This is a genomic window from Mycolicibacterium sp. CBM1 (assembly GCF_054073305.1).
Window position 1 is genome coordinate 37,510 of the sequence record NZ_JBSXPP010000007.1, and the last position, 22,131, is coordinate 59,640.

The 22,131-nt window shown below is 68.2% G+C and carries 24 protein-coding genes; 12 read left to right on the forward strand and 12 right to left on the reverse strand.

Annotation, left to right across the window (positions count from 1 at the left end):
- Nucleotide 1: 1 nt before the first annotated feature.
- From ACXDF8_RS11680 to ACXDF8_RS11690, 3 genes are all read right to left on the reverse strand, one after another.
- The gene (locus ACXDF8_RS11680; protein ID WP_457223421.1) at nt 2-1,078 is read right to left on the reverse strand and encodes a TobH protein; all 1,077 of its coding nucleotides are present in this window, start codon (nt 1,076-1,078) and stop codon (nt 2-4) included.
- Nucleotides 1,075-2,466 carry a phosphomannomutase/phosphoglucomutase gene (locus ACXDF8_RS11685; RefSeq protein ID WP_457223422.1) on the reverse strand — a complete coding sequence of 464 codons (1,392 nt, stop codon included), beginning with the start codon at nt 2,464-2,466 and terminating at the stop codon, nt 1,075-1,077. Before ACXDF8_RS11685 ends, ACXDF8_RS11680 begins: the two co-directional genes overlap by 4 nt.
- A gap of 79 nt (nt 2,467-2,545) precedes the next feature.
- Complete coding sequence (locus tag ACXDF8_RS11690) at nt 2,546-2,974, reverse strand: DUF3499 domain-containing protein (protein ID WP_457223423.1); 429 nt, start codon at nt 2,972-2,974, stop codon at nt 2,546-2,548.
- 161 nt (nt 2,975-3,135) lie between these two features.
- Between ACXDF8_RS11690 and ACXDF8_RS11695 the strand changes: the two genes are divergently transcribed.
- Nucleotides 3,136-3,558: a metallopeptidase family protein gene (locus ACXDF8_RS11695; RefSeq protein ID WP_457223600.1), complete on the forward strand. Its 423-nt coding sequence runs from the start codon at nt 3,136-3,138 to the stop codon at nt 3,556-3,558.
- Between the two features lie 7 nt (nt 3,559-3,565).
- On the opposite strand, the gene ACXDF8_RS11700 is transcribed toward ACXDF8_RS11695, so the two are convergent.
- Nucleotides 3,566-3,916, reverse strand: coding sequence for a WhiB family transcriptional regulator (locus tag ACXDF8_RS11700; RefSeq protein ID WP_457223424.1), 351 nt, complete (start codon nt 3,914-3,916; stop codon nt 3,566-3,568).
- Nucleotides 3,917-4,212: 296 nt separating this feature from the next.
- Here ACXDF8_RS11700 and cofD point away from each other — a divergent pair, with 296 nt between their 5' ends.
- Genes cofD through ACXDF8_RS11715 form a run of 3 tightly spaced genes read left to right on the forward strand, consistent with a single transcriptional unit; the run spans nt 4,213 to nt 7,093 of the window.
- On the forward strand, nt 4,213-5,214 hold the full coding sequence (gene cofD, locus ACXDF8_RS11705) for a 2-phospho-L-lactate transferase (RefSeq protein ID WP_457223425.1): 1,002 nt from the start codon (nt 4,213-4,215) through the stop codon (nt 5,212-5,214).
- Nucleotides 5,211-6,554: a coenzyme F420-0:L-glutamate ligase gene (locus ACXDF8_RS11710; RefSeq protein WP_457223426.1), complete on the forward strand. Its 1,344-nt coding sequence runs from the start codon at nt 5,211-5,213 to the stop codon at nt 6,552-6,554. Before cofD ends, ACXDF8_RS11710 begins: the two co-directional genes overlap by 4 nt.
- Nucleotides 6,551-7,093, forward strand: coding sequence for an NUDIX hydrolase (locus tag ACXDF8_RS11715; protein ID WP_457223427.1), 543 nt, complete (start codon nt 6,551-6,553; stop codon nt 7,091-7,093). The genes ACXDF8_RS11710 and ACXDF8_RS11715 overlap by 4 nt, the downstream gene beginning before the upstream one ends.
- An 18-nt stretch (nt 7,094-7,111) precedes the next feature.
- Here the strand turns inward: ACXDF8_RS11715 and ACXDF8_RS11720 are convergent, their stop codons facing one another.
- From ACXDF8_RS11720 to rfbD, 4 genes are all read right to left on the reverse strand, one after another.
- A complete protein-coding gene (locus ACXDF8_RS11720) occupies nt 7,112-8,020 on the reverse strand; it encodes an endonuclease domain-containing protein (protein WP_457223428.1) in 909 nt (302 codons plus the stop codon).
- A gap of 119 nt (nt 8,021-8,139) precedes the next feature.
- Nucleotides 8,140-9,225, reverse strand: coding sequence for a mannose-1-phosphate guanylyltransferase ManB (gene manB, locus ACXDF8_RS11725; protein ID WP_457223429.1), 1,086 nt, complete (start codon nt 9,223-9,225; stop codon nt 8,140-8,142).
- Nucleotides 9,222-10,109 carry a glycosyltransferase family 2 protein gene (locus tag ACXDF8_RS11730; RefSeq protein WP_457223430.1) on the reverse strand — a complete coding sequence of 296 codons (888 nt, stop codon included), beginning with the start codon at nt 10,107-10,109 and terminating at the stop codon, nt 9,222-9,224. Before ACXDF8_RS11730 ends, manB begins: the two co-directional genes overlap by 4 nt.
- Complete coding sequence (rfbD, locus tag ACXDF8_RS11735; protein ID WP_457223431.1) at nt 10,106-10,984, reverse strand: dTDP-4-dehydrorhamnose reductase; 879 nt, start codon at nt 10,982-10,984, stop codon at nt 10,106-10,108. The genes ACXDF8_RS11730 and rfbD overlap by 4 nt, the downstream gene beginning before the upstream one ends.
- A gap of 67 nt (nt 10,985-11,051) precedes the next feature.
- Here rfbD and ACXDF8_RS11740 point away from each other — a divergent pair, with 67 nt between their 5' ends.
- The 4 genes from ACXDF8_RS11740 to ACXDF8_RS11755 all read left to right on the forward strand — a co-directional run bounded on the left by ACXDF8_RS11740 (nt 11,052) and on the right by ACXDF8_RS11755 (nt 15,256).
- Nucleotides 11,052-12,551, forward strand: a complete 1,500-nt coding sequence (locus tag ACXDF8_RS11740; protein ID WP_457223432.1) for an LCP family protein — start codon at nt 11,052-11,054, stop codon at nt 12,549-12,551.
- On the forward strand, nt 12,551-13,252 hold the full coding sequence (locus ACXDF8_RS11745; protein WP_457223433.1) for a TIGR03089 family protein: 702 nt from the start codon (nt 12,551-12,553) through the stop codon (nt 13,250-13,252). Before ACXDF8_RS11740 ends, ACXDF8_RS11745 begins: the two co-directional genes overlap by 1 nt.
- Complete coding sequence (locus ACXDF8_RS11750; protein ID WP_457223434.1) at nt 13,249-14,232, forward strand: cation efflux transmembrane domain-containing protein; 984 nt, start codon at nt 13,249-13,251, stop codon at nt 14,230-14,232. The genes ACXDF8_RS11745 and ACXDF8_RS11750 overlap by 4 nt, the downstream gene beginning before the upstream one ends.
- Before the next feature lie 229 nt (nt 14,233-14,461).
- On the forward strand, nt 14,462-15,256 hold the full coding sequence (locus tag ACXDF8_RS11755) for a biotin--[acetyl-CoA-carboxylase] ligase (protein WP_457223435.1): 795 nt from the start codon (nt 14,462-14,464) through the stop codon (nt 15,254-15,256).
- Here the strand turns inward: ACXDF8_RS11755 and ACXDF8_RS11760 are convergent.
- Genes ACXDF8_RS11760 through ACXDF8_RS11770 form a run of 3 tightly spaced genes read right to left on the reverse strand, consistent with a single transcriptional unit; the run spans nt 15,253 to nt 18,168 of the window.
- Nucleotides 15,253-16,410 (reverse strand): acyl-CoA dehydrogenase, encoded by a 1,158-nt coding sequence (locus ACXDF8_RS11760; protein ID WP_457223436.1) that lies wholly within the window; start codon nt 16,408-16,410, stop codon nt 15,253-15,255. The two genes, ACXDF8_RS11755 and ACXDF8_RS11760, sit on opposite strands and share 4 nt — an antisense overlap.
- A gap of 41 nt (nt 16,411-16,451) precedes the next feature.
- Nucleotides 16,452-16,958, reverse strand: coding sequence for a 5-(carboxyamino)imidazole ribonucleotide mutase (gene purE / locus ACXDF8_RS11765; protein ID WP_457223437.1), 507 nt, complete (start codon nt 16,956-16,958; stop codon nt 16,452-16,454).
- A complete protein-coding gene (locus tag ACXDF8_RS11770) occupies nt 16,951-18,168 on the reverse strand; it encodes a 5-(carboxyamino)imidazole ribonucleotide synthase (protein WP_457223438.1) in 1,218 nt (405 codons plus the stop codon). The genes purE and ACXDF8_RS11770 overlap by 8 nt, the downstream gene beginning before the upstream one ends.
- Nucleotides 18,169-18,225: 57 nt before the next feature.
- On the opposite strand from ACXDF8_RS11770, the gene ACXDF8_RS11775 reads away from it, so the two are divergent.
- Nucleotides 18,226-18,885, forward strand: a complete 660-nt coding sequence (locus ACXDF8_RS11775; RefSeq protein ID WP_457223439.1) for a GtrA family protein — start codon at nt 18,226-18,228, stop codon at nt 18,883-18,885.
- Here the strand turns inward: ACXDF8_RS11775 and ACXDF8_RS11780 are convergent.
- On the reverse strand, nt 18,840-19,358 hold the full coding sequence (locus ACXDF8_RS11780; protein ID WP_457223440.1) for a PH domain-containing protein: 519 nt from the start codon (nt 19,356-19,358) through the stop codon (nt 18,840-18,842). The genes ACXDF8_RS11775 and ACXDF8_RS11780 overlap by 46 nt on opposite strands.
- Before the next feature lie 85 nt (nt 19,359-19,443).
- Between ACXDF8_RS11780 and ACXDF8_RS11785 the strand changes: the two genes are divergently transcribed.
- The 3 genes from ACXDF8_RS11785 to ACXDF8_RS11795 all read left to right on the forward strand — a co-directional run bounded on the left by ACXDF8_RS11785 (nt 19,444) and on the right by ACXDF8_RS11795 (nt 22,117).
- Nucleotides 19,444-21,072: an acyl-CoA carboxylase subunit beta gene (locus ACXDF8_RS11785; protein ID WP_457223441.1), complete on the forward strand. Its 1,629-nt coding sequence runs from the start codon at nt 19,444-19,446 to the stop codon at nt 21,070-21,072.
- Nucleotides 21,073-21,200: 128 nt separating this feature from the next.
- Nucleotides 21,201-21,479 carry an acyl-CoA carboxylase epsilon subunit gene (locus ACXDF8_RS11790; protein ID WP_457223442.1) on the forward strand — a complete coding sequence of 93 codons (279 nt, stop codon included), beginning with the start codon at nt 21,201-21,203 and terminating at the stop codon, nt 21,477-21,479.
- Nucleotides 21,476-22,117, forward strand: a complete 642-nt coding sequence (locus ACXDF8_RS11795; RefSeq protein WP_457223443.1) for a Maf family protein — start codon at nt 21,476-21,478, stop codon at nt 22,115-22,117. The genes ACXDF8_RS11790 and ACXDF8_RS11795 overlap by 4 nt, the downstream gene beginning before the upstream one ends.
- Nucleotides 22,118-22,131: the final 14 nt, after the last annotated feature.

Sequence of the window (22,131 nt, forward strand, 5' to 3'; positions counted from 1 at the left end):
GCTATCCCCCCACCAATCTGAGGTAAACCGCGGCCATCTGCAGCCGGACCGCCAGCGTCGCCAGCTGGTGTTCGGCACGCGCGGCCGGCACCGGAAGTGTTCCGGCCTCCCCGATGTCTTCGGCCCCCACCAAAGCGACATCGTCCATCCCGTTGACCCGGGCCGCAACCAACTCGCGGTCGGCGGACAGCGTCAACGCGAGCACCCGCGGCCGGCCCGGCAGCGGGCCGTCGAGCTCCTCGTCGTGGAACAGCGCATCCACCGGATCGCCCAGCCTCATCGTCATACCACTACGTAGCCCGACCAGGGCATCGGACAAACCCACCGCGGCCACCGCTCGGCCGGCCAACCGAAACAGCACCGCCGCCGCGTGCCGGGACAACCCAAGGGTCGCCGCGCCGTCACCGGCCAGGACGGTGTTGCGTCCGGTCATCCGCTCGGCCAGCGATTTCGCCGGATTGGTGAACACCTCCCGGCTCGCGCTGTTGCGCAGCGCCTCGGCATCGAGTTCGTCGGCCATCGCAGACAGATCGGTGCGCAAAGCGGGGTCGACGGCCTGCAGCGTCGCCAGACCCGCCGCAAGGTAGCGGGACAGGCCGAATTCGTCGGGAGTCCACATCCGCGGAGCCAGCACCGCGGTGCGTCCGGCGGTGGCGTCACGCAGCGGCCCCTCGTACGGCGCCGCGACGATCACCCGGGCGCCTCGCCGCACCGCCGTCGCCGCCGCCGTCACCAGCGTGGGGTCGCCGGCGTCGTCACCCGCGACGATCAGAACGTCGAGCGGGCCGATCCACGGCGGTGACTGCGCCGCCATCACGAGGGGCTCGCCGGCCTGCCCGGCCAGCGTGGCCGACAGGATGGCGCCGGCGCTTTCGGCCGCGCCCCGGCCCGCCACCCACACCACGGTTCGGGGCCGGCCGCCGCCGGTCACCGACTCCAGCTCGCCTTCCTCCACCGCGGCCGCGGTGGCGCGGACCTGCGCGCCGGCCATCGCCGCCGCACGCAGCAACCCGTCGCGGTCGGCTTCGAGCAGGCCCTCGGTGTCGTCGAGATCGACCGTGGCGTGCGCGGCACTCATGGCACGCCTCGGCTCTGCTGCGCCGCGATTTCCTGCGAGACCCGCCCGACGATCTCGTCGATCTCCTCGACGGTACGGGCTTCGGCATTGAGGCGCAGCAGCGGCTCGGTGTTGGAGGTGCGCAGGTTGAACCAGGCCCCTTCACCCAGATCCACCGTTACGCCGTCCAGATGATCGAGCGAAACAACCTGACTGCCATAGGCTTTCAGCACCGCTTCAACGCACGCCGGCGCATCGGCAACCCGGAAGTTAATCTCACCGGAAGCCTCGTAACGCTGATAGTCGGCCATCACCTCGGACAGCGAGCGGTCCTGCTCCCCCAGCGCGGCCAGCACGTGCAGGGCGGCAAGCATGCCGGAGTCCGCACCCCAGAAGTCCCGGAAATAGTAGTGGGCCGAATGCTCTCCGCCGAAGATCGCGCCGGTGTCGGCCATCAACGCCTTGATATAGGAGTGCCCGACGCGTGAGCGCACCGGCATGCCGCCGCGCTCGATCACCAGCTCGGGCACCGCACGAGAGGTGATCAGGTTGTGAATGACCGTCGCGCCGATCTCCCGACCGAGTTCCCGCCCGGCCACGAGCGCGGTGACGGCAGAGGGCGAGACCGGCGTGCCCTGCTCATCGACCACGAAACAGCGATCCGCGTCGCCGTCGAACGCCAGACCGATATCAGCACCGGTCTCGACCACGAACTTCTGCAGGTCGACGAGGTTGGCCGGTTCCAGCGGATTGGCCTCGTGGTTGGGAAACGAGCCGTCGAGTTCGAAGTACAGCGGCAGCAGCGTCAGCGACTCGATCGGCCCCAGGACCGCCGGTGTGGTGTGCCCGGCCATGCCGTTGCCGGCGTCGACGGCCACCCGCAGCGGACGCAACCCGGTCATATCGACCAGCGAGCGGAGGAACTGTCCGTAGTCGGCGAGCACATCTTGGTCGCGGACCTCGCCGCGCGGGCCGTCATAGACCGGCACGCCGGCGATCACCTCGTCTCGGACGACGGCCAGACCGGTGTCCTCACCGACCGGCTTAGCACCGGCGCGGCACAGCTTGATTCCGTTGTAGGCGGCCGGGTTGTGGCTGGCGGTGAACATCGCGCCGGCACAGTCCAGCAGGCCGGAGGCGAAGTAGAGCTGGTCGGTAGAGGCCAGCCCGATGCGCACCACGTCGAGGCCCTGGGCGGTGACGCCGTCGGCGAAGGCCTTGGCCAGGGCCGGCGAGCTGTCCCGCATGTCGTAGCCGATGACTACCCGGTCCCCGCCCTCGGCGCGGATCAGCCGCGCGAAGGCTCCGGCGACGTCGGCGACGAAACCCTCGTCGAGTTCCTCACCGACCAGGCCACGCACGTCGTAAGCCTTGATCACACTGCTGACCGCGGCGGCGGGCCTGGACATGGCGGATCTCCTGACCGAGGGGGACTCTTGGCCGCCAGCCTATCTGTTCAAACGCCCCGACAACGGGCGTCCCACCGCGTCAGTCGGTGGGGTCGGGAAGTACGCGCAGATGACCGCGCCGGCGACCCGCCGTAGTGGGCCGATGGGCGGCCACCGGCACCATCGGGGTAGCCGTCGCGGGAGCGTGCGCCGCACCACCGGGGTCGGAGAACCCGGCGACTGGCGGCCGGGGCGAGACGCTCTCGCGGCCTTCCCGGACGGCGTCGGCCAGGGCGACGAGGTCGTCTTCGTCGGGGTACTCGGGCAGCGGCCCCGCGTGGCGAACGAGGTCCCAGCCCAGCGGCGCGGTGATCCGATTAGCGTGGCCGACACACAGGTCCCAGGAGTGCGGCTCGCGCGACGTCGCCAGCGGGCCGACGACGGCGGTGGAGTCGGAATAGACGAACGTCAGCGTCGCCACCGCGTAATGGGGGCACCCGGGCCTGCAGCAGCGACGGGGAACATTCACGCCGTGAGGCTATCGCGCTTCAATCGCAGGTGGGCACCGGACACGCGCAGCCGCCGGGCCGCCGATTCCCAACCGTTACGATCACTTCCGTGGTCGATTCCCGCAGCTCCCGGCGAGGTGGCCGGTCCGGCGGCGGCGCGGGGTCGCGCCGCGGACGAGAGATGCGCGGACCGCTGCTGCCGCCGACCGTGCCAGGCTGGCGCAGCCGTGCCGAACGTTTCGACATGGCGGTGCTGGAGGCCTACGAGCCGATCGAGCGGCGCTGGCAACAGCGGCTCACCGGACTGGACGTGGCCGTCGACGAGATCCCCCGGATCGCACCGAAGGATCCGGACAGCGTGCAATGGCCGGCCGAAGTGGTGGCCGACGGGCCGATCGCACTGGCCAGGCTGATCCCGGCCGGGGTGGACATCCGCGGCAACTCCACGCGAGCCCGAATTGTGTTGTTCCGCAAGCCCATCGAACGCAGGGCCAAAGACTCGATCGATCTGACCGACCTGCTGCACGAGATTTTGGTGGCTCAGGTGGCCACCTATCTCGGCGTCGAACCGTCGGTCATCGACCCGAGCATGGAAGAGGACTGAGCGCGGGTCAGATGATCCCGCGCTTGAGGCGACGGCGCTCACGCTCGGAGAGCCCGCCCCAGATGCCGAAGCGCTCATCGTGAGCCAGGGCGTAGTCGAGGCACGCATCGCGAACCTCGCAGCCCAAGCAGATGCGCTTGGCCTCACGGGTCGAGCCGCCCTTCTCGGGGAAGAACGCCTCCGGGTCGGTCTGCGCGCAGAGCGCACGTTCCTGCCATTGGTCTTCGTCGGATTCCGGCGCCGCTTCGATGGGCTCCGGCACCAAACTCAGGTGAGCGCGCGCCGATACCCCCATGTCCTGCGAGCCGGTAATGGACTGCGGCGTCCCGATCGCGCCGATTAGGTACTCATAGGACATTTCCGCCTCCTCACCTGGTTTCGTAGATACACTATGTCGCCCACTGTTAAGTGTGGCCATCTCAATTCGAACACCTGGTCGAATCACGGTCTGCGACACCGAAACCGGCAGGTCGACCGGGAAATGACACTGATGTGATTAGACACGTCCGCGACTGCTCGGTCAAGCGGTTGAACAGAACTGAATACCATTTCCCCCGGACAATTCGGCGAGTCGATGCACCGGCGTGTCTCCCTGGTGACGCGATCGTGACCGCGTGCGACGCCGAATGAGCGGACCGCCTAGTGTCGATCGGTGTGAAGATCACCGTTCTGGTCGGCGGCGTCGGAGGCGCCCGCTTCCTGCTGGGTGTGCAGCGGCTGCTCGGCCTGGGCCAGTTCGCCGGCGAGATTAGCGGAGCCACAGGCGATCTTGATCACGTGCTGACGGCGGTGGTCAACGTCGGCGACGACGCCTGGATGCACGGCGTGCGCATCTGCCCCGACCTCGACACGTGCATGTACACCCTGGGTGGCGGCATCGACCCCGAGCGTGGCTGGGGTCACCGTGACGAGACGTGGCATGCCAAAGAAGAATTGGCCGCCTACGGTGTCCAGCCGGACTGGTTCGGTTTGGGTGACCGCGATCTGGCCACACATCTGGTGCGCAGCCAGATGTTGCGCGCGGGTTACCCACTGTCACAGGTGACCGAGGCGCTGTGCCACCGGTGGGCACCCGGCGCGACACTCTTGCCGGCCAGCGATGATCGCAGCGAAACCCACGTGGTGGTCGACGATCCCGAGACCGGTGATCGCAAGGCCATCCACTTCCAGGAGTGGTGGGTGCGCTACCGGGCCAAGGTGACCACTCACAGCTTCGCGTTCGTCGGCTCCGAAACCGCCACGGCCGGACCCGGAGTCGTCGATGCGATCGGCGACGCGGACGTGGTGCTGCTGGCCCCGTCGAATCCGGTGGTCAGCATCGGCGCGATCCTGGCCATCCCCGGAATCCGGGCGGCCCTGCGCTCCACCCCCGCCCCGGTGATCGGCTACTCCCCGATCATCGGCGGAAAGCCGTTGCGCGGCATGGCCGACGAATGCCTGTCGGTGATCGGTGTCGAGAGCTCCTCACAGGCCGTGGCCCGTCACTTCGGCGCACGATCGGCGACCGGGATCCTGGACTACTGGCTGGTCTCCGGCGAAGATCACGCCGATGTGCCCGGGGTCACGGTGAAGTCGATCCCGCTGCTGATGTCCGACCCGTCGGCCACCGCCGAGATGGTGCGCGCCGGACTCGAACTGGCCGGGGTCACGCCGTGAGCCTCGAGCACGGCGCCGCCGCACCCGTCGAGATCCTTCCCGTCACCGGGCTTCCCGAGTTCCGCCCCGGCGATGACCTCGCGGCCGCGCTGGTCGCCGCTGCCCCGTGGTTGCGCGACGGTGACATCGTCGTCGTCACCAGCAAGGTGATGTCCAAGTGCGAGGGCCGGATCGTGGCCGCACCGTCCGACCCCGAAGAGCGGGACGCCCTGCGCCGCAAGCTCATCGACGACGAGGCGGTTCGGGTGCTGGCCCGCAAGGGACGCACCCTGATCACCGCCAACCGCAACGGCATCGTGCAGGCCGCGGCGGGCGTCGACGGCTCGAACATCGGGACCACCGAATTGGCTTTGCTGCCGGTCGATCCCGACCGCAGCGCCGCCGCGCTGCGCACCGCTCTGCGGGACACGCTCGGCGTGACGGTCGGTGTGCTGGTCACCGACACGATGGGCCGGGCCTGGCGCAACGGCCAGACCGACGCCGCGATCGGCTCATCGGGGCTGCCGGTGCTGTACGGCTACGCCGGCGCCCGCGATACCCACGGCAACGAGCTGTTGGTCACCGAGGTCGCCGTCGCCGATGAGATCGCCGCCGCCGCCGATCTCGTCAAAGGCAAGCTGACCGCGGTGCCGGTCGCGGTGGTTCGTGGCCTCACCCTCGACGACGACGGGTCGAGCGCGGCGCAACTGCTGCGCGGTGGCGAGGACGACCTGTTCTGGCTCGGCACCGCCGAATCGATCGAATTGGGCCGGCGCCAGGCTCAGCTGCTGCGCCGCTCGGTGCGCCGGTTCGCGCCCGACCCCGTCGACCCGGTTCTGATCGAACAGGCGGTAGCCGAAGCCCTCACCGCACCGGCGCCCCATCACACCCGGCCGGTCCGCTTCGTCTGGCTGCAGGACCACTCCCGTCGTCTGGCAATGCTGGACGCGATGAAAGACGCGTGGCGCGCGGATCTGGCCGGCGACGGCAAGCCCGCCGACGCGGTCGAGCGCCGGGTGACCCGCGGGCAGATCCTCTACGACGCACCCGAGGTCGTCATCCCGTTCCTGGTGCCCGAAGGAGCGCACAGCTATCCGGACGAGGCCCGCACCGCCGCCGAACACACCATGTTCACCGTGGCGGTCGGCGCGGCCGTGCAGGGGTTGCTCGTCGCACTGGCCGTGCGTGGGGTGGGCAGCTGCTGGATCGGGTCGACGATCTTCGCTCCGGACCTGGTGCGCCGCACCCTCGAGGTGCCCGCCGACTGGGAACCGCTAGGGGCGGTGGCGATCGGTTATCCCGTGGACCCGCCGCAACCCCGGGAACCGGCACCGGTAGGCGACCAGCTGGTCCGACGATGAGCGTCCGCGATTCGGCGATCTCGCTGCTGTCCGACTGGACGGCAACCGACGACTGCCAGGACACGCTGCGTCACGCCGTGCTGGCGTTCCTGCACGCTCGCACCGATGCCTGTGAAAGGGCTTGTGCCCCAGGGCATATCACTGCCTCGGCATTGGTGTTCTCCGATTCCGCCGACCAAGTGCTGCTGACCCTGCATCCGCGGCTGGGGCGCTGGGTGCAGCTCGGCGGGCACTGCGAGGACACCGACGCCGACATCCTCGCGGCGGCACTGCGCGAGGCCACCGAGGAGTCGGGCATCGACACCTTGACCATCGACCCGGTGCTCGGCGCCATCCACGTCCATCCGCTCACGTGCTCGTTGGGTGTGCCCACCCGACACCTGGATCTGCAGTTCGTCGCCCGCGCGCCGGCGCAGGCCGAGATCACGATCAGCGACGAATCCCTCGACCTGCGGTGGTGGCCGGTGGACGCGCTGCCCGAAGGCACCGACCCGGCCCTCGCCCACCTGGTCGCGGTCGGAGCCTCGCGCCGGCGGTAACCCTTCGCGAGTGGCCACCTATGACACGTGTTCGAGCGAAAAACGTGTGTCAAGTGGCCACTCGACGAGACACCCGGCGGCCTTGAGCGCGGCCATGACACGGTCGACGACCACTTCGGGGGCGCGCCGAAGCAGTTGGCTGTCGACCCGCACGATCCGCCACCCGCACTCCTCCAGTTCGGCCAGGCGGTTGATGTCGCGGGTGCGTTGCGCCGGATCCGTCCAGTGCTGTGCGCCGTCGAATTCGACACCGACCTTCCACTGCTTCCAGCCCATGTCGACTCGGGCGACGAAGTGGCCGCACTCGTCGAGCACGGTGATCTGTGTGGCGGGAGTCGGCAGTCCGGCTCGAACCAGCACCAGGCGGGTGCGAGTCTCCTGGGGTGACTGTGCTCCCGGATCCACCAGCTCGAGCACCTTTCGCAGTTGAGTGATCCCGCGCGCGCCCCGATGCCGAACCAGCACTCGATCGATGTCTGCGCGACACAGCCCGGTGGCATTGCACAACGCATCGATGCGGACCACCGCCTTGTCGAGACCTGGGCGACGGCCGAGGTCGAAGGCGGTGCGGGCAGGCGTCGTCACCGGGATGCCGGCGACACGACAGATCTCCGCGCGGTGAAGTTCGTCTCGGTGGATGACGATGCCCGCCACAGCTTTACCGTTGCGTCGGACCAGCTCGGCCGGGTGATGGTCGTCGATCCAGCGAGATCCCAACAGCGCGGCCGCGGACAACCCGGCAACCGTCGCCGTTCCTCCCGACCACACGAACGCGGCTTTGGCCTTAATCACGGCGGTCACGCCGCAATCCCGAGCTAGGTACACGTCGCGGTGGATCGGGCGGTAGTCACGCGCAAGCGACCTCCGACTGACCAGGCCGGCGGCCAGCGCCGCCGATCCGCGGAAGGGCGACTCGACTACACCCATGAACGCACCCTGACAGGTATGCGTCCGTCACGCCGTCGCCTGTCCACAGCCACCGCGAACGGCCACTTACGTCACGGATTCACCCGAATAACGTGACACAAGTGGCCACTCGGCCGGAGTCAGATGTCCGAGGAATACCGGATACCGCAGTCGGGGATCGAGACCCCGGGCCACACCCGCGCCCCGCGCAGCAGCTCGCACCGCGCACCGATGTCGGCGCCGTCACCGATGATGCCGTCGCGGATCAGCGCCCGCGGCCCGATCCGGGCACCGGCGCCGATGATCGAACGCTCCACCACCGAACCTGCCTCGATGTGCGCACCGTCGAACACCACCGCACCGTCCAATCGCACCCCGGGCCCGATCTCGGCCCCCCGGCCGACGACCGTCCCGCCGACCAGAAGTGCACCGGGTGCCACCGAGGCGCCGTCGTGCACCAGGCTCTCGCCGCGCCGCCCGCCCAGCGCCGGCGACGGCGCGATGCCGCGGACCAAGTCGGCCGAGCCGCGCACGAAGTCCTCCGGTGTGCCCATGTCGCGCCAGTAGCTGGCGTCGACGTAGCCGCACACCTTGACCCCGTCGGCCAGCAGGGCCGGGAACACCTCGCGCTCGACCGACACCTCCCGCCCGCGCGGGATCCGGTCGACGATCTCGCGTTTGAATATGTAGGTCCCGGCATTGATCTGGTCCGAGGGCGGGTCCTCGGTCTTCTCCAGGAAGGCCAGCACGTTGCCGTCGGCGTCGGTGGGAACGCAGCCGAACGCCCGCGGATCGCTGACCCGCACCAGGTGCAGAGTCAGATCGGCCTGCGACGCGCAGTGACTGGCCAGCATCTGGCGCAGGTCCATGCCGGAGAGCACGTCACCGTTGAACACCATCACGGTGTCGTTGCGCAGCTTGGGCACCACGTTGGCGATGCCGCCGCCGGTGCCGAGGGGATGTTCCTCGGTGACGTACTCGATCTGCAGGCCCAGCTTGGAGCCGTCGCCGAACTCAGATTCGAACGTCGCGGCCTTGTAGGAGGTGCCGAGGATGACGTGCTCGATGCCAGCCTCGGCGATACGCGAGAGCAGGTGGGTCAGGAACGGCAGGCCGGCGGTCGGCAGCATCGGTTTGGCGGCCGAGAGCGTCAGCGGCCGCAGCCGCGTGCCCTTGCCCCCGACGAGCACGACAGCGTCGACCTTCGAGGCGTCGACTTCACTCACTTGCTCCCCCTGTCTGTCGCCCGCTCACGCCGGGACTTGCGCACCGCAGCCCGCGACCTGACCGTCAGCGCACCCTTCATAGTCCATCGAAGGGGCGCTCGCCACCAGCCGAAATGTCGATCGGATAGGTAAATGTAGGTGCTCTCGTGGTGCGCCCGCAGGTTCGTGGCGGGATCGCGGCCCGTCGAGTGGCCTTTGTCGTGCAGGATCTCCGCCGACGGCACGTACACGTTGAGCCACCCCGCCTGGCCCAGCCGGTCGCCGAGGTCGACGTCTTCCATATACATGAAGTACCGGTCGTCGAACCCGCCGACCTGGTCGAACGCCGCACGCCGCAGCAGCAGGCACGAGCCCGACAGCCAGCCCACCGGCCGCTCGGTGGGCTCGAGGTATTCCTGCCGGTAGGTCCGGGTCCAGGGATTGTTCTTCCACACGAAGCCGACGACGGCGTGCATCCCGCCCCGGACCAGGCTGGGCAGGTGCCGCGCCGACGGGTAAACCGCGCCGTCCGGGTCACGGATCAGCGGGCCGAGGCTGCCTGCGCGGGGCCAGCGCTGCGCGGCCTCGAGCAGTTCGTCGATGCTGCCCGGCCCCCACACCACATCGGGGTTGGCCACCAGCACGAATTCGTCGTCGGTGGGCGCGGTCGCGACGCCTCGATTGACGGCCTTGCCATACCCAAGGTTGGCGCCGGTGCGCAGCAGCTGGGTACCGGGATAGCGCTCCACCGCCTCCTCGGGCGTCCCGTCGGTCGAACCGTTATCGGCGAGCACCACGTTCAGTGGCCGGTCGGTGGCCACCGTCAACGACGAAAGGAAACGGTCCAGATGTGAGCCCGGCGAATAGGTCACCGTCACCACGGTCAGGGGGCGGCTCGACGTCACGGCGTAGAGGGTAACTGTCCGTCGTCGACGGCCCCGCCAAGCGCCTCGGCCAGCGCCGCGCGCCACGGCCGGGGCGCAGCCAGCCCGGCGCGCACCGACGTCGCCATCGACAGCGCGGAGTACGCCGGCCGGCGGGCGCGGCGGCCCGACAGCGCGCTGCTCGCCGGCCGGACCCGGTCCGGATCGGCTCCGAGTTCCTCGAACACCGCACGAGCCTGCGCGAAGCGGCTACACGCACCTTCGTTGGCGACGTGCAGGATCGGCTCCCTGATGCGCCCCTGGCCGATCTCGAGGATGGCCCCCACCAGGTCTTTGACATAGGTGGGCGAACCGGTCTGGTCGTCGGTGGCCTCGACAGTGCCTCGCGTCGCGGCCAGCCGGCGCAGCCCGGCTACGAAGTCGTTTCCGGATCCACCCGTGTACACCCACGAGGTCCGTACGATGCTGGCGTCGGGCATCGCGGCGAGCACCGCGATCTCGCCCGCGAGCTTGGTGTGGCCGTAGACGTTCACCGGGCCGGTCTCGTCGCCGACGTCGTAGGGGTGACGTTGCTCACCGCCGAAGACATAGTCGGTGGAGATGTGCACCAGTTGGGCGCCGACGCGGGCACAGGCATGGGCGATGTTCTCCGGGCCGGTGGCGTTGACGGCGTACGCGATGTCGGGGTCGGCCTCGGCGGCGTCCACGTCGGTCAGCGCTGCACAGTTGACCACCAGGTCACCTTCGGCCACGAACTGCTCGGCCGCGGCCGGATCGGTGATATCCCACTGGGCGTGCCTCAACGCGCTGACCATGTGGCCGCGGCGGGCCGCCTCACCTGCGACAAACCTGCCAACCTGGCCTCCCGCCCCGGTAATCACCACTCTGCCCGCCACGATGACGAGTCTGGCACGCCGGTTTGGGCTACCGGGTATGCGCCTATCTCGCCAGTAGCCTGGGCAGATGCCTGCTGACACCGATGCAGTGAAGGGCGCCCGGCGGGTGGCTCGCACCGTGTTCGCGTTGATCGCCGTGACGGTCATGGTCGGCACCGGCGTCGCCTGGGGAAAGATCCGTTCCTTCGAGAACGGCATCTTCCGCCTGAGCACATCAGCGCTCGGCGGCGGCGGAGCCGACGACGGCGCCATCGACATCCTGTTGGTCGGCATGGACAGCCGCACCGACGCGCACGGCAACCCGCTGTCGGCCGACGAGCTGGCGACCCTGCATGCCGGCGACGACGTGTCGACCAACACCGACACGATCATCCTGGTCCGCATCCCCAACAACGGAAGGTCCGCGACGGCGATCTCGATCCCCCGCGACTCCTACGTCAAGGCGCCCGGTCTGGACAAGACCAAGATCAACGGCGTCTACGGCCAGGTCAAGCTGGAGAAGATGAAGGAGCTGGTCGAACAGCAGGGCATGGACCCCGCCGAGGCCGAGCCCCAGGCGGTCGAGGCCGGCCGCGAGGCGCTGATCAAGACGGTCGCCGACCTGACCGGCGTCACCGTCGACCACTACGCGGAAATCGGCCTGCTCGGTTTCGCGCTCATCACCGATGCCCTCGGTGGTGTTGACGTCTGCCTGAAGGACGCTGTCTACGAACCGCTTTCCGGTGCCGACTTCCCGGCCGGCTGGCAGAAGCTCAACGGCCCGCAGGCGTTGAGTTTCGTCCGGCAGCGCCACGACCTGCCACGCGGCGATCTGGACCGGGTGGTACGCCAGCAGGTGGTGATGGCTTCCCTTGCCCATCAGGTGATCTCGGGTAAGACCCTGACCAGTCCATCCACCCTGAACCGGCTGCAGGACGCCATCCAGCGCTCCGTGGTCATCTCTTCGGGTTGGGACATCATGGATTTCATCAAGCAGCTGGAGAACCTCGCCGGCGGCAACGTAGCCTTCGCGACGATCCCGGTGCTCGACGAGGCCGGCTGGAGCGACGACGGCATGCAGTCGGTGGTCCGGGTCGACCCGAACCAGGTGCAGGCGTGGGTCGCCAGCCTGCTACACGACCAGGCCGAGGGCAAGACCGAAAAGATCGCTTACTCGCCGGATCAGACCAAGGCCGACGTCGTCAACGACACCGACATCAACGGGCTAGCCAGCGCCGTCTCGGATGCGTTGACCGCCAGGGGATTCGGCGCCGGTGACGTCGGCAACAACGACAAGGACCACGTCGACCGCAGCCAGGTTCAGGCTGCCAAGGAAGACGACCTAGGCGCGCAGGCGGTCGCCAAGGAACTCGGCGGGCTGCCGGTGGTGGCCGACGGTGCGATCCCGGCCGGCACTGTGCGGGTGGTGCTCTCCAGCGACTACACCGGGCCGGGTTCGGGGCTCGAAGGCTCGTTGCCCGCATCGGCCACCGTCAATGAGGCGGCCGGCCAGGCCGGCGACGGCACCCCGCCGCCGCCGTCGCCCATCATCACCGCGGGGTCCGACGATCCCAAGTGCGTCAACTGATGACCAATCTGACTGCCGCGGTGCTGGATCCGTTGTTGCGGGCGGATCCGATGGGACCGCGCATCACCTACTACGACGACGCGACCGGCGAGCGCATCGAACTGTCGACCGTGACGCTGGCCAACTGGGCGGCCAAGACGGCCAACCTGCTGCGCGACGAGCTGGGCGCCGGGCCGGGCACCCGGGTCGCGGTGCTGCTGCCCGCGCACTGGCAGACGGCGGCGGTGCTCCTGGGCGTGTGGTGGGTCGGCGCCGAGGTGGTGCTGACGGGCCCGGCGGACATCGCGCTGTGCACGGTCGACCGGCTCGGCGAGGCGGATGAAGCGGTGAGCGGCGGCGAGGTGGCAGTGCTGTCGCTGGATCCGTTCGGTAAGCCGGTCGACGATCTGCCGATCGGCGTGACCGATTACGCGACCGCGGTGCGCGTGCACGGCGATCAGTACATTCCCGAGCGACAGCCGGGCCCCGCTCTGGAGGGCCGCTCGGTCGACGACGTGCTCGCCGCCGCCACGGCATCGGCGGCGACAGCGGCTCTGAGTTCGTGTGACCGGGTGATGTCGTCGGCGCCGTGGTCAACCGCCGAGGAGATCGTTGAGAACTTCGTCGCGCTGTTCGCCACCGGCGCCTCGCTGGTTCAGGTGGCCAACCCCGACCCGGCCATGCTGGCGCGCCGGCGAGACACCGAGAAGGTCACGCGGTGAACACCGTCCCGGAGGCCGACGTCCTTCGGGCTGAGCGGCGCAGCCTGCGCGCCTACATGTTCACCATGATCGGCCTGGCGTTTCTCGGCTTCGCCATCTATGCCATCACCCGGGTGTCGGCCACCCAGCTCGACGGTGTCATCTCGTTGATCAACGCGGCCGCGGCGTTCATCGCCGCGCGGCTGGCGGTCACCGCTTCCCGGCCGGCCGATGCCGAAAGCCCTTATGGGCGCCTGGCTTTGGAGAACCTGTACGCGCTATTTCGTTCGCTGATGATCCTCGGCGTGGTGATCGTCGGGGTGGTGACGAACTCCATCAAGGTGATCGAGTACGTGGTCACCCGAGAGGGCAGCGAGCCGGAGTTCGGGTTGGCCGCGGTCTACACGGCCGTCTGCGTACTGATCTGCTTCGGCCTGAAGTGGAACCACGAACGCAACAACCGCTCGGTCAACGGCGCGTCGGCGCTGCTTCGGGTGGAGGCCACCGCGGCCAAGATGGAGGCCCTCATCAGTGGTGGCATCTGTGCCTCGCTGGTGCTCGTGGCCATCCTGCCGGAGGGCACATTCCTGACGTCGAAGACCTTCAACATCAAGGACATCGCCGACAGCATCATCGTGCTGATCCTGTGCGCCCTGTTGGTGGGCGAGCCGATCCGGCAGATCCGCCTCGAGTTCGGCCGCCTGTCGGGGCGCCGGGCCGATCCCGTCCTGGACGCGACGGTGCGGGCCGCCATCATGGCGGTCTCCGAGGAGAATGCCGACCAGCTGAATCATGAACTGACCCTCGTCGACTCGCTGGCGATCAGCCGCGGCAAGGCCACCGAGGTGGATCTACGGGTCGCCTACACCGGCGCCATGACGGTCGAGGAGCAGGACGAGATACGGGCGTGGACCTACACCGAGCTGAGCAATCGGATCGGCCCGCTCCGGCTCACCTTGGTGTTCAGCCAGTTTCCGATTCACGCGACGCCGACGGTGTGAATCCACGAAGGCGTGGGCACCGGCTCCCTCATTGAGACGATCGGGAGCGCTGGCGGCTCGACCCGCGGGACGCCGTGGTGGCACGGTGATCTGGACGTCGCCGTGAATGTGGCTGCTCGACGCGGTGATTCGAGATGGCGAAGCCTGATGATGCCGACTCGCAGCCGGACTCGCGCCGAAGCCCGGCACGCCCGGGTGATGGCTGAGCGTAGGCACTAGGCTGCCGGGAGTGAACCGAGCCCCACTGAACCTCACCGCGATCCGGGAGCAGTTCCCCGGCCGCGTCGACGTCGTGACCGATACCGGCTCGACGAATGCCGACCTGCTGGCCCGCCACGCCGCCGGCGAGGACATCAGGGGCACCGTCCTGCTCGCCGAACACCAAAACGCCGGCCGCGGCCGCAACGGGCGCCGCTGGTCGGCGCCACCACGCTCGCAGATCGCCTTGTCCATCGGCGTGGCTGCCGACGACGTGCCGGCCGAGAGCTGGGGCTGGCTGCCGCTGCTCACCGGGGTGGCGCTGGTCGACGCCGTGCGCAACACCACCGGTATCGAGGCGGGCGTGAAGTGGCCCAATGACGTCTTGGTGGGCGACGGCAAGCTCGCCGGCATCCTGGCCGAGGTCGCCGCACCCGACCCGGTGATCGTCGTGGGCCTGGGCCTCAACGTCACGCTGACCACCGACGAGGCACCCGACCCGAGGGCGACTTCACTGCAACTGCTGGGTGCGACGCAACTCGACCGCGACACACTCGTCACCGCGGTCCTGGGCGAACTGACCACCCGTATCCGAAGCTGGCAGGCGGCGAAGGGCCCCGACCCGCACCTCGTCGCCGACTACCGGCAGCGCAGCTCGACACTGGGCGCCAGGGTGCGCGCCATCATGCCCGGCGAGCACGAGATCACCGGCATTGCAACCGATATCGACGCCCTCGGCCGTCTGCACATCGACACCGGCACCGACGTCGTCACCGTGTCCGCGGGTGACATCACCCACCTGCGCCTCGCCGGGAATCCCGACTAGCGCAGCAGCGCGCGGGACATCACGACCCGCTGAATCTGGTTAGTCCCTTCGTAGATCTGAGTGATCTTGGCATCGCGCATCATCCGCTCCACCGGGAAGTCGACGGTATAGCCGGCGCCGCCGAACAGCTGCACGGCGTCGGTGGTGACCTCCATCGCGACGTCGGAGGCGAAGCACTTCGACGCCGCCGAGATGAACCCGAGGTTGGGTTCACCACGCTCGGCGCGAGCGGCCGCGGAGTACACCATCAGCCGCGCCGCTTCGACCTTCATCGCCATGTCGGCGAGCATGAACTGCACACCCTGGAAATCGGAGATCGACGAGCCGAACTGCTTGCGCTCCTTGGTGTATGCGATCGCCGCATCCAGCGCGCCCTGCGCGATACCGACGGCCTGCGCACCGATAGTGGGCCGGGTGTGGTCGAGTGTGGCCAGCGCCGTCTTGAACCCGGTGCCCGGCTCGCCGATCATCCGGTCACCCGGAATGCGGCAGTTCTCGAAATACAGCTCGGTGGTAGGCGAACCCTTGACGCCGAGCTTGCGCTCCTTGGGGCCGACGGTGAAACCCTCGTCGTCCATGTGCACCATGAACGACGAGATCCCGTTGGCGCCCTTGTCCGGATCGGTCACGGCCATCACGGTGTACCAGGTCGACTTGCCGCCGTTGGTGATCCAGGCCTTGGCGCCGTTAAGGATCCAGTCGTCGCCATCGGCCTTGGCGCGAGTCTTCATCGACGCCGCATCGCTGCCGGCCTCGCGCTCACTCAGCCCGTAGGAGGCCATTGCGCCTTCCGCGATCTGCGGAAGCACCCTCTTCTTCAGCTCGTCCGAACCGCGCAGGATCAGGCCCATGGTGCCGAGCTTGTTCACCGCGGGAATGAGCGACGCCGACGCGTCGACCCGAGCGACCTCCTCGATGACAATGCATGCCACCACCGAGTCCCCGCCCTGACCGCCGTACTCCTCGGGCACATGCACGGCGTTGAAGCCCGAGGCGTTCAGCGCGTCCAGGGCCTCCTGCGGGAAGCGCGCGTTCTCGTCGACATCCGCCGCATGGGGAGCGATCTCTTTTTCCGCCAGGGCACGAATCGCGGCCCGCAGCTCCTCATGCTCCTCGGGCAGCTTGAACACATCGAAATCCGGGTTTCCAGCCATCACAGCCTCCTTGCTACTCGTCGGTAACTTTACTCGGAGCTTCACTCGCCGAGTAATCGCTCCCGTAACGCCCGATCCTTGGCCAACACCTGGGCTTCCAGGTCCTCCTGAAACGCCGCCATCCGCTTGCGCAGGACGGCGTCCGACGCTCCCAGAATCCGTACCGCCAGCAGGCCCGCGTTGCGGGCCCCGCCGATCGACACCGTCGCGACCGGCACACCGGCGGGCATCTGCACGATCGACAGCAGCGAGTCCAGCCCGTCCAGCTTGGCCAGCGGCACCGGAACGCCGATGACCGGCAGCGACGTCGCCGACGCCACCATGCCAGGCAGGTGCGCCGCGCCGCCGGCACCGGCGATGATGACCTGCAAGTTGCGGGCGGCCGCGCTGCGGGCGTAATCGAGCATCCGGCCGGGTGTGCGGTGCGCCGAGACCACACCCACCTCGAAGGGGACGTCGAACTCCGCCAGCGCCAGTGCCGCGGCCTCCATCACGGGCCAGTCGCTGTCGCTGCCCATGATCAAGCCGACCACCGGGTTGTTAGCCATTCCCGTGCCCATCCCATCCGTCGGTCCACTCCGCGTGCGACAACCAGTGTGCCGCCCGTTCGGCGCGTTCCCGCACACGATCGACGTCTTGAACGTCACACCCGACAATGTTGACGTGACCCACCTTGCGGCCTGGCCGTTCCTCCTTGCCGTAAAGGTGCACCTTCGCCTCCGGGATCCGGCCGAAAAGGTGGTGCAGCCGCTCGTCGGGCGCCATCGCCGGCGCCTGCGGCGCGCCGAGGATGTTGGCCATCACGGTCACCGGAGCCAGTGGCCGGGTGTCACCGAGCGGATAGTCGAGCACCGCCCGCACGTGCTGTTCGAACTGACTGGTGACCGCGCCGTCCATGGTCCAGTGCCCGGAATTGTGCGGACGCATCGCGAGCTCGTTCACCAACAGCGTGCCCTCTTCTGTCTCGAAGAGTTCGACCGCTAGCACCCCGACGACACCCAACTCGTCGGCCAGTCTCAGACCGAGTTGTTCTGCAGCCGAGGCCAATTCGTCGGACAGGCCCGGCGCCGGCGCGAGCACCGTGACGCAGATCCCGTCACGCTGCACCGTCTCCACCACCGGCCACGCCGCACCCTGCCCGAACGGCGAGCGAGCCACCAGCGCCGAGAGCTCGCGGCGCATCGGCACCCGTTCCTCGAGCAACACTGCGACTCCCTCGGCGAGGTACCCGGCGACCACCTCGCGGGCGTGCGCCACGTCGCGGGTCAACACCACACCCCGGCCGTCGTATCCGCCGCGGACGGTTTTGACCACCACCGCGCCGCCGACGAGTTCGGCGAACGCGTCGACGTCCTCAACGCGCTGTACCTCGGCAAAGCGCGGGATCGGGGCACCCAGCGCGGCCAGTTTGTGGCGCATCACCAGCTTGTCCTGCGCATGCACCAGCGCGGCCGGTGGCGGATAGACCTTCACACCCTCACCGACGAGAGTTTCGAGCATCTCGGTCGGTACGTGCTCGTGGTCGAAGGTCAGCGCGTCCGTACCGACGGCGGCCCGGCGCAGCGCATCGAGATCGGTGTGCGAGCCGATCACGACGTCGGGTGAAACCTGCGCGGCCGGGTCGTCGGGACTGACCGCCAGCACCCGCAGGGTCTGTCCGAGCGCGATCGCCGCCTGATGGGTCATCCTGGCCAACTGGCCGCCGCCAACCATGGCGACGACCGGAGGTCTGGGGCTGCTGTTCGACACGGCCATCATGGTGTCAGACCTGCGCGGCTACACACACCTGTGGCTGTATCCGTAGACTTTGTCCTTGTGTCTTTTGCTGATGCCACGATCGCTCGGCTCCCCCGACCGATCCGGCCCTTCGCCGAGCGGCATCACGAGCTCATCAAGTTCGCGATAGTCGGCGCCTCGACGTTCGTCATCGATTCCGCGATCTTCTACACGCTGAAGCTGACGATCCTCGAGCCCAAGCCGGTCACCGCCAAGGTGATCTCCGGCATCGTCGCGGTGATCGCGTCCTACGTCCTGAATCGAGAATGGAGCTTCCGCAACCGCGGTGGCCGCGAACGGCACCACGAGGCACTGTTGTTCTTCGCGGTCAGCGGTGTCGGCGTGCTGCTGAGCATGGCCCCACTGTGGTTCTCCAGTTATGTGCTGGAACTTCGGGTGCCGCACGTCACGCTGACCATCGAGAACATCGCCGATTTCGTGGCGGCCTACGTCATCGGCAATCTGCTGCAGATGGCCTTCCGATTCTGGGCGTTCCGGCGCTGGGTGTTCCCCGACGAACTCGGCCCGAGCCACGACAAGGCGCTGGAGTCCACCCTTACTGGTGGCGGCCTGGCCGAGGCCATGGAAGACGAATACGAGTCGGCGGCCGAGATCGGCAACGTCACCCCATTGCGCCGCCGGCGGTCCGCCCGTCAGCTGGGCGACTCCTCCGACCCCAGGGTGTCGAAGACTTCGTGATACAGCAGTGAGTGCACCCGTTCCACGCGGGGAATGTCGTGGAACTCAAGGGGATCCTGGCTCGCCGACTCGATGACGAGTGTGCCCGTGCGCAGCATGCGGTCCAGCAGACCGTGGCGGAACTCGACACTGTTGATCCGGGCCAGCGGAATGTCGATGCCCGAGCGGGTCAGCAAGCCGTGCCGGAACATCACTCGGCGGTCGGTGATCACGAAATGGGTTGTCAGCCAAGACAAGAAACGCCACAACGTCAGCCAGCCGACCAGGATGACCCAGATCGCCGCTACTACGCCGAAGAGCACCTTCTTGGCAGTGGGATCCCACGTCGTGGTGTTGATCAGTGCGGCGACGAACGCCGCCACCGCGGTGCTGACGAGCAGCACCAGGACGGGGCCGACCAGTCGTTTCCAGTGCGGATGGCGGTGCAGCACGACCTGCTCGTCACCGGCGAGCACGTTGTCCGGATAACCCATGGTCATTCCCTACGGCACGACGCGCTGGAACACAAGACACGGTGCCCTTAGCGGCTCCTTAAGGTTGCCGATACCATCGTGACCCATGACGAGCGTTACCGAACCGGCCTCCGGGCACACGATCGACATCCACACCACCGCTGGCAAGCTGACGGATCTGCGTCGGCGCGCCGAGGAGGCGCTGCATCCGGTCGGTGAGGCCGCCGTGGACAAGGTCCACGCCAAGGGCAAACTCACCGCTCGCGAACGCATCCTGGCGCTGCTCGACGAGGGCTCGTTCGTCGAACTGGACGCGCTGGCCCGGCACCGCAGCACCAATTTCGGCCTGGAGAAGAACCGCCCGGTCGGCGACGGTGTGGTGACCGGTTACGGCACCATCGACGGCCGCGAGGTCTGCATCTTCAGCCAGGACGCGACCGTCTTCGGCGGCAGCCTCGGCGAGGTCTACGGCGAGAAGATTGTCAAGGTTCAGGAGCTGGCCCTCAAGACCGGCCGCCCACTCATTGGCATCAACGACGGTGCCGGCGCCCGCATCCAGGAGGGTGTGGTCTCCCTCGGTCTCTACAGCCGGATCTTCCACAACAACATCAAGGCCTCGGGCGTGATCCCGCAGATCTCGCTGATCATGGGTGCCGCGGCCGGCGGCCACGTCTACTCCCCCGCACTGACCGACTTCGTCATCATGGTCGACCAGACCAGCCAGATGTTCATCACCGGGCCCGACGTCATCAAGACCGTCACCGGTGAGGACGTCACCATGGAGGAGCTGGGCGGCGCCCACACCCACATGGCCAAGTCGGGCACCGTGCACTACGTGGCCTCCGGTGAGCAGGATGCCCTGGACTACGTTCGCGACCTGCTGAGCTACCTGCCGCCCAACAACTACGCCGAGCCGCCGCGCTACCCGGCCCCGCCGCATCCGGGCGCCATCGAGGAGAACCTCACCGACGAGGACCTCGAGCTCGACACGCTGATCCCGGATTCGCCGAACCAGCCGTACGACATGCACGAGGTGATCACCCGCATCCTCGACGACGACGAATTCCTCGAGGTTCAGGCCGGTTACGCGCAGAACATCATCGTCGGTTTCGGCCGGGTCGATGGTCGTCCGGTGGGCATTGTGGCCAACCAGCCCACCCAGTTCGCCGGCTGCCTGGACATCAACGCCTCGGAGAAGGCCGCCCGGTTCGTGCGGACCTGCGACTGCTTCAACATCCCGATCGTGATGCTGGTCGACGTGCCCGGCTTCCTGCCGGGCACCGAACAGGAATTCAACGGCATCATCCGCCGCGGCGCGAAGCTGCTCTACGCCTACGGCGAGGCCACGGTCGCGAAGATCACCGTCATCACCCGCAAGGCCTACGGCGGCGCCTACTGCGTGATGGGGTCCAAGGACATGGGCTGCGACGTCAACGTGGCCTGGCCGACGGCGCAGATCGCGGTGATGGGCGCCTCGGGCGCGGTTGGCTTCGTCTACCGCCCCCAGCTCAAGGACGCCGCGACCAAGGGCGAGGACGTTGACGCCCTGCGCCTGGAACTACAGCAGGACTACGAGGATACCCTGGTGAACCCCTATATCGCCGCCGAGCGCGGCTATGTCGACGCGGTGATCCCGCCGTCGCACACCCGGGGTTACATCTCCACCGCCCTGCGGTTGCTGGAGCGCAAGATCGCCCAGGTGCCGCCGAAGAAGCACGGGAACATTCCGCTGTGAGTCGAGAGAGCGCAGCGAACGAGACGAACGGTTGGGCGCTGTGAGTCGAGAGAGCGCAGCGAACGAGACGAACGGTTGGGCGCTGTGAGTCGAGAGAGCGCAGCGAACGAGACGAACGGTTGGGCATTGTGACCAAGCACGAGGACATCACCGAACTCAGCGACCCGCGCGACATCACGCTCGACAATCCCGAGCCGGCCACACCGGAAATCCGCATCGAGCGGGGCAACCCGAGCGACGAGGACATCGCCGCGCTGGTCACCGTGCTGGCTGCCGCCAGTGGTGGCGGCGCGGCGCCGGGTCCGCAGGAGCTCAATCTGTGGGGCCATCCGGTCGACAAGCTTCGCTATGGCATCACCAGCTGGCATCGGGTGACGCTGCTGGAGCGGACGCACATGCGGAGATGACGCGCGTCGTCCTGGGCTCGGCCTCCACGGGCCGGCTGCGGGTGCTACGCAACGCCGGCATCGACCCGCTGGTGATCGTCTCCGGTGTCGACGAGGACGCCGTCGTCGCCGCACTCGGACCCGATGCCGAGCCCGGTGACGTCGTCACCGCACTGGCCACCGCCAAGGCGAACGCGGTCTGCGCAGTGCTGGACCACGATGCGGCCGTGGATTGTGTTGTGATCGGCTGCGATTCGATGCTCTACATCGACGGTGCGCTGCGCGGTAAGCCAGGTACCGCGGAAGAGACCATGCGGCAATGGCATTCGATGGCCGGGCGCAACGGTCTGCTCTACACCGGACACTGCGTCGTGCGGGTGCGCCACGGCGCGACGGTCCACACCGCCGCACGCGCCGAGGTGACCCGGGTGCGGTTCGCCACGCCCGCGGCCGCCGACCTGACGGCCTACGTCGCCAGCGGTGAACCACTGCAGGTCGCCGGCGCATTCACCCTCGACGGGCTCGGTGGCTGGTTCATCGAGGGCGTCGACGGCGACCCGTCGAACGTGGTCGGGCTCGGGCTGTCGCTCACCCGTGGCCTGCTGGCCGCGGTCGGGCTCTCGATCGGTGAGCTCTGGGCGGCCAATCCGGTCGGCTGATCGGCGGTAGGCTC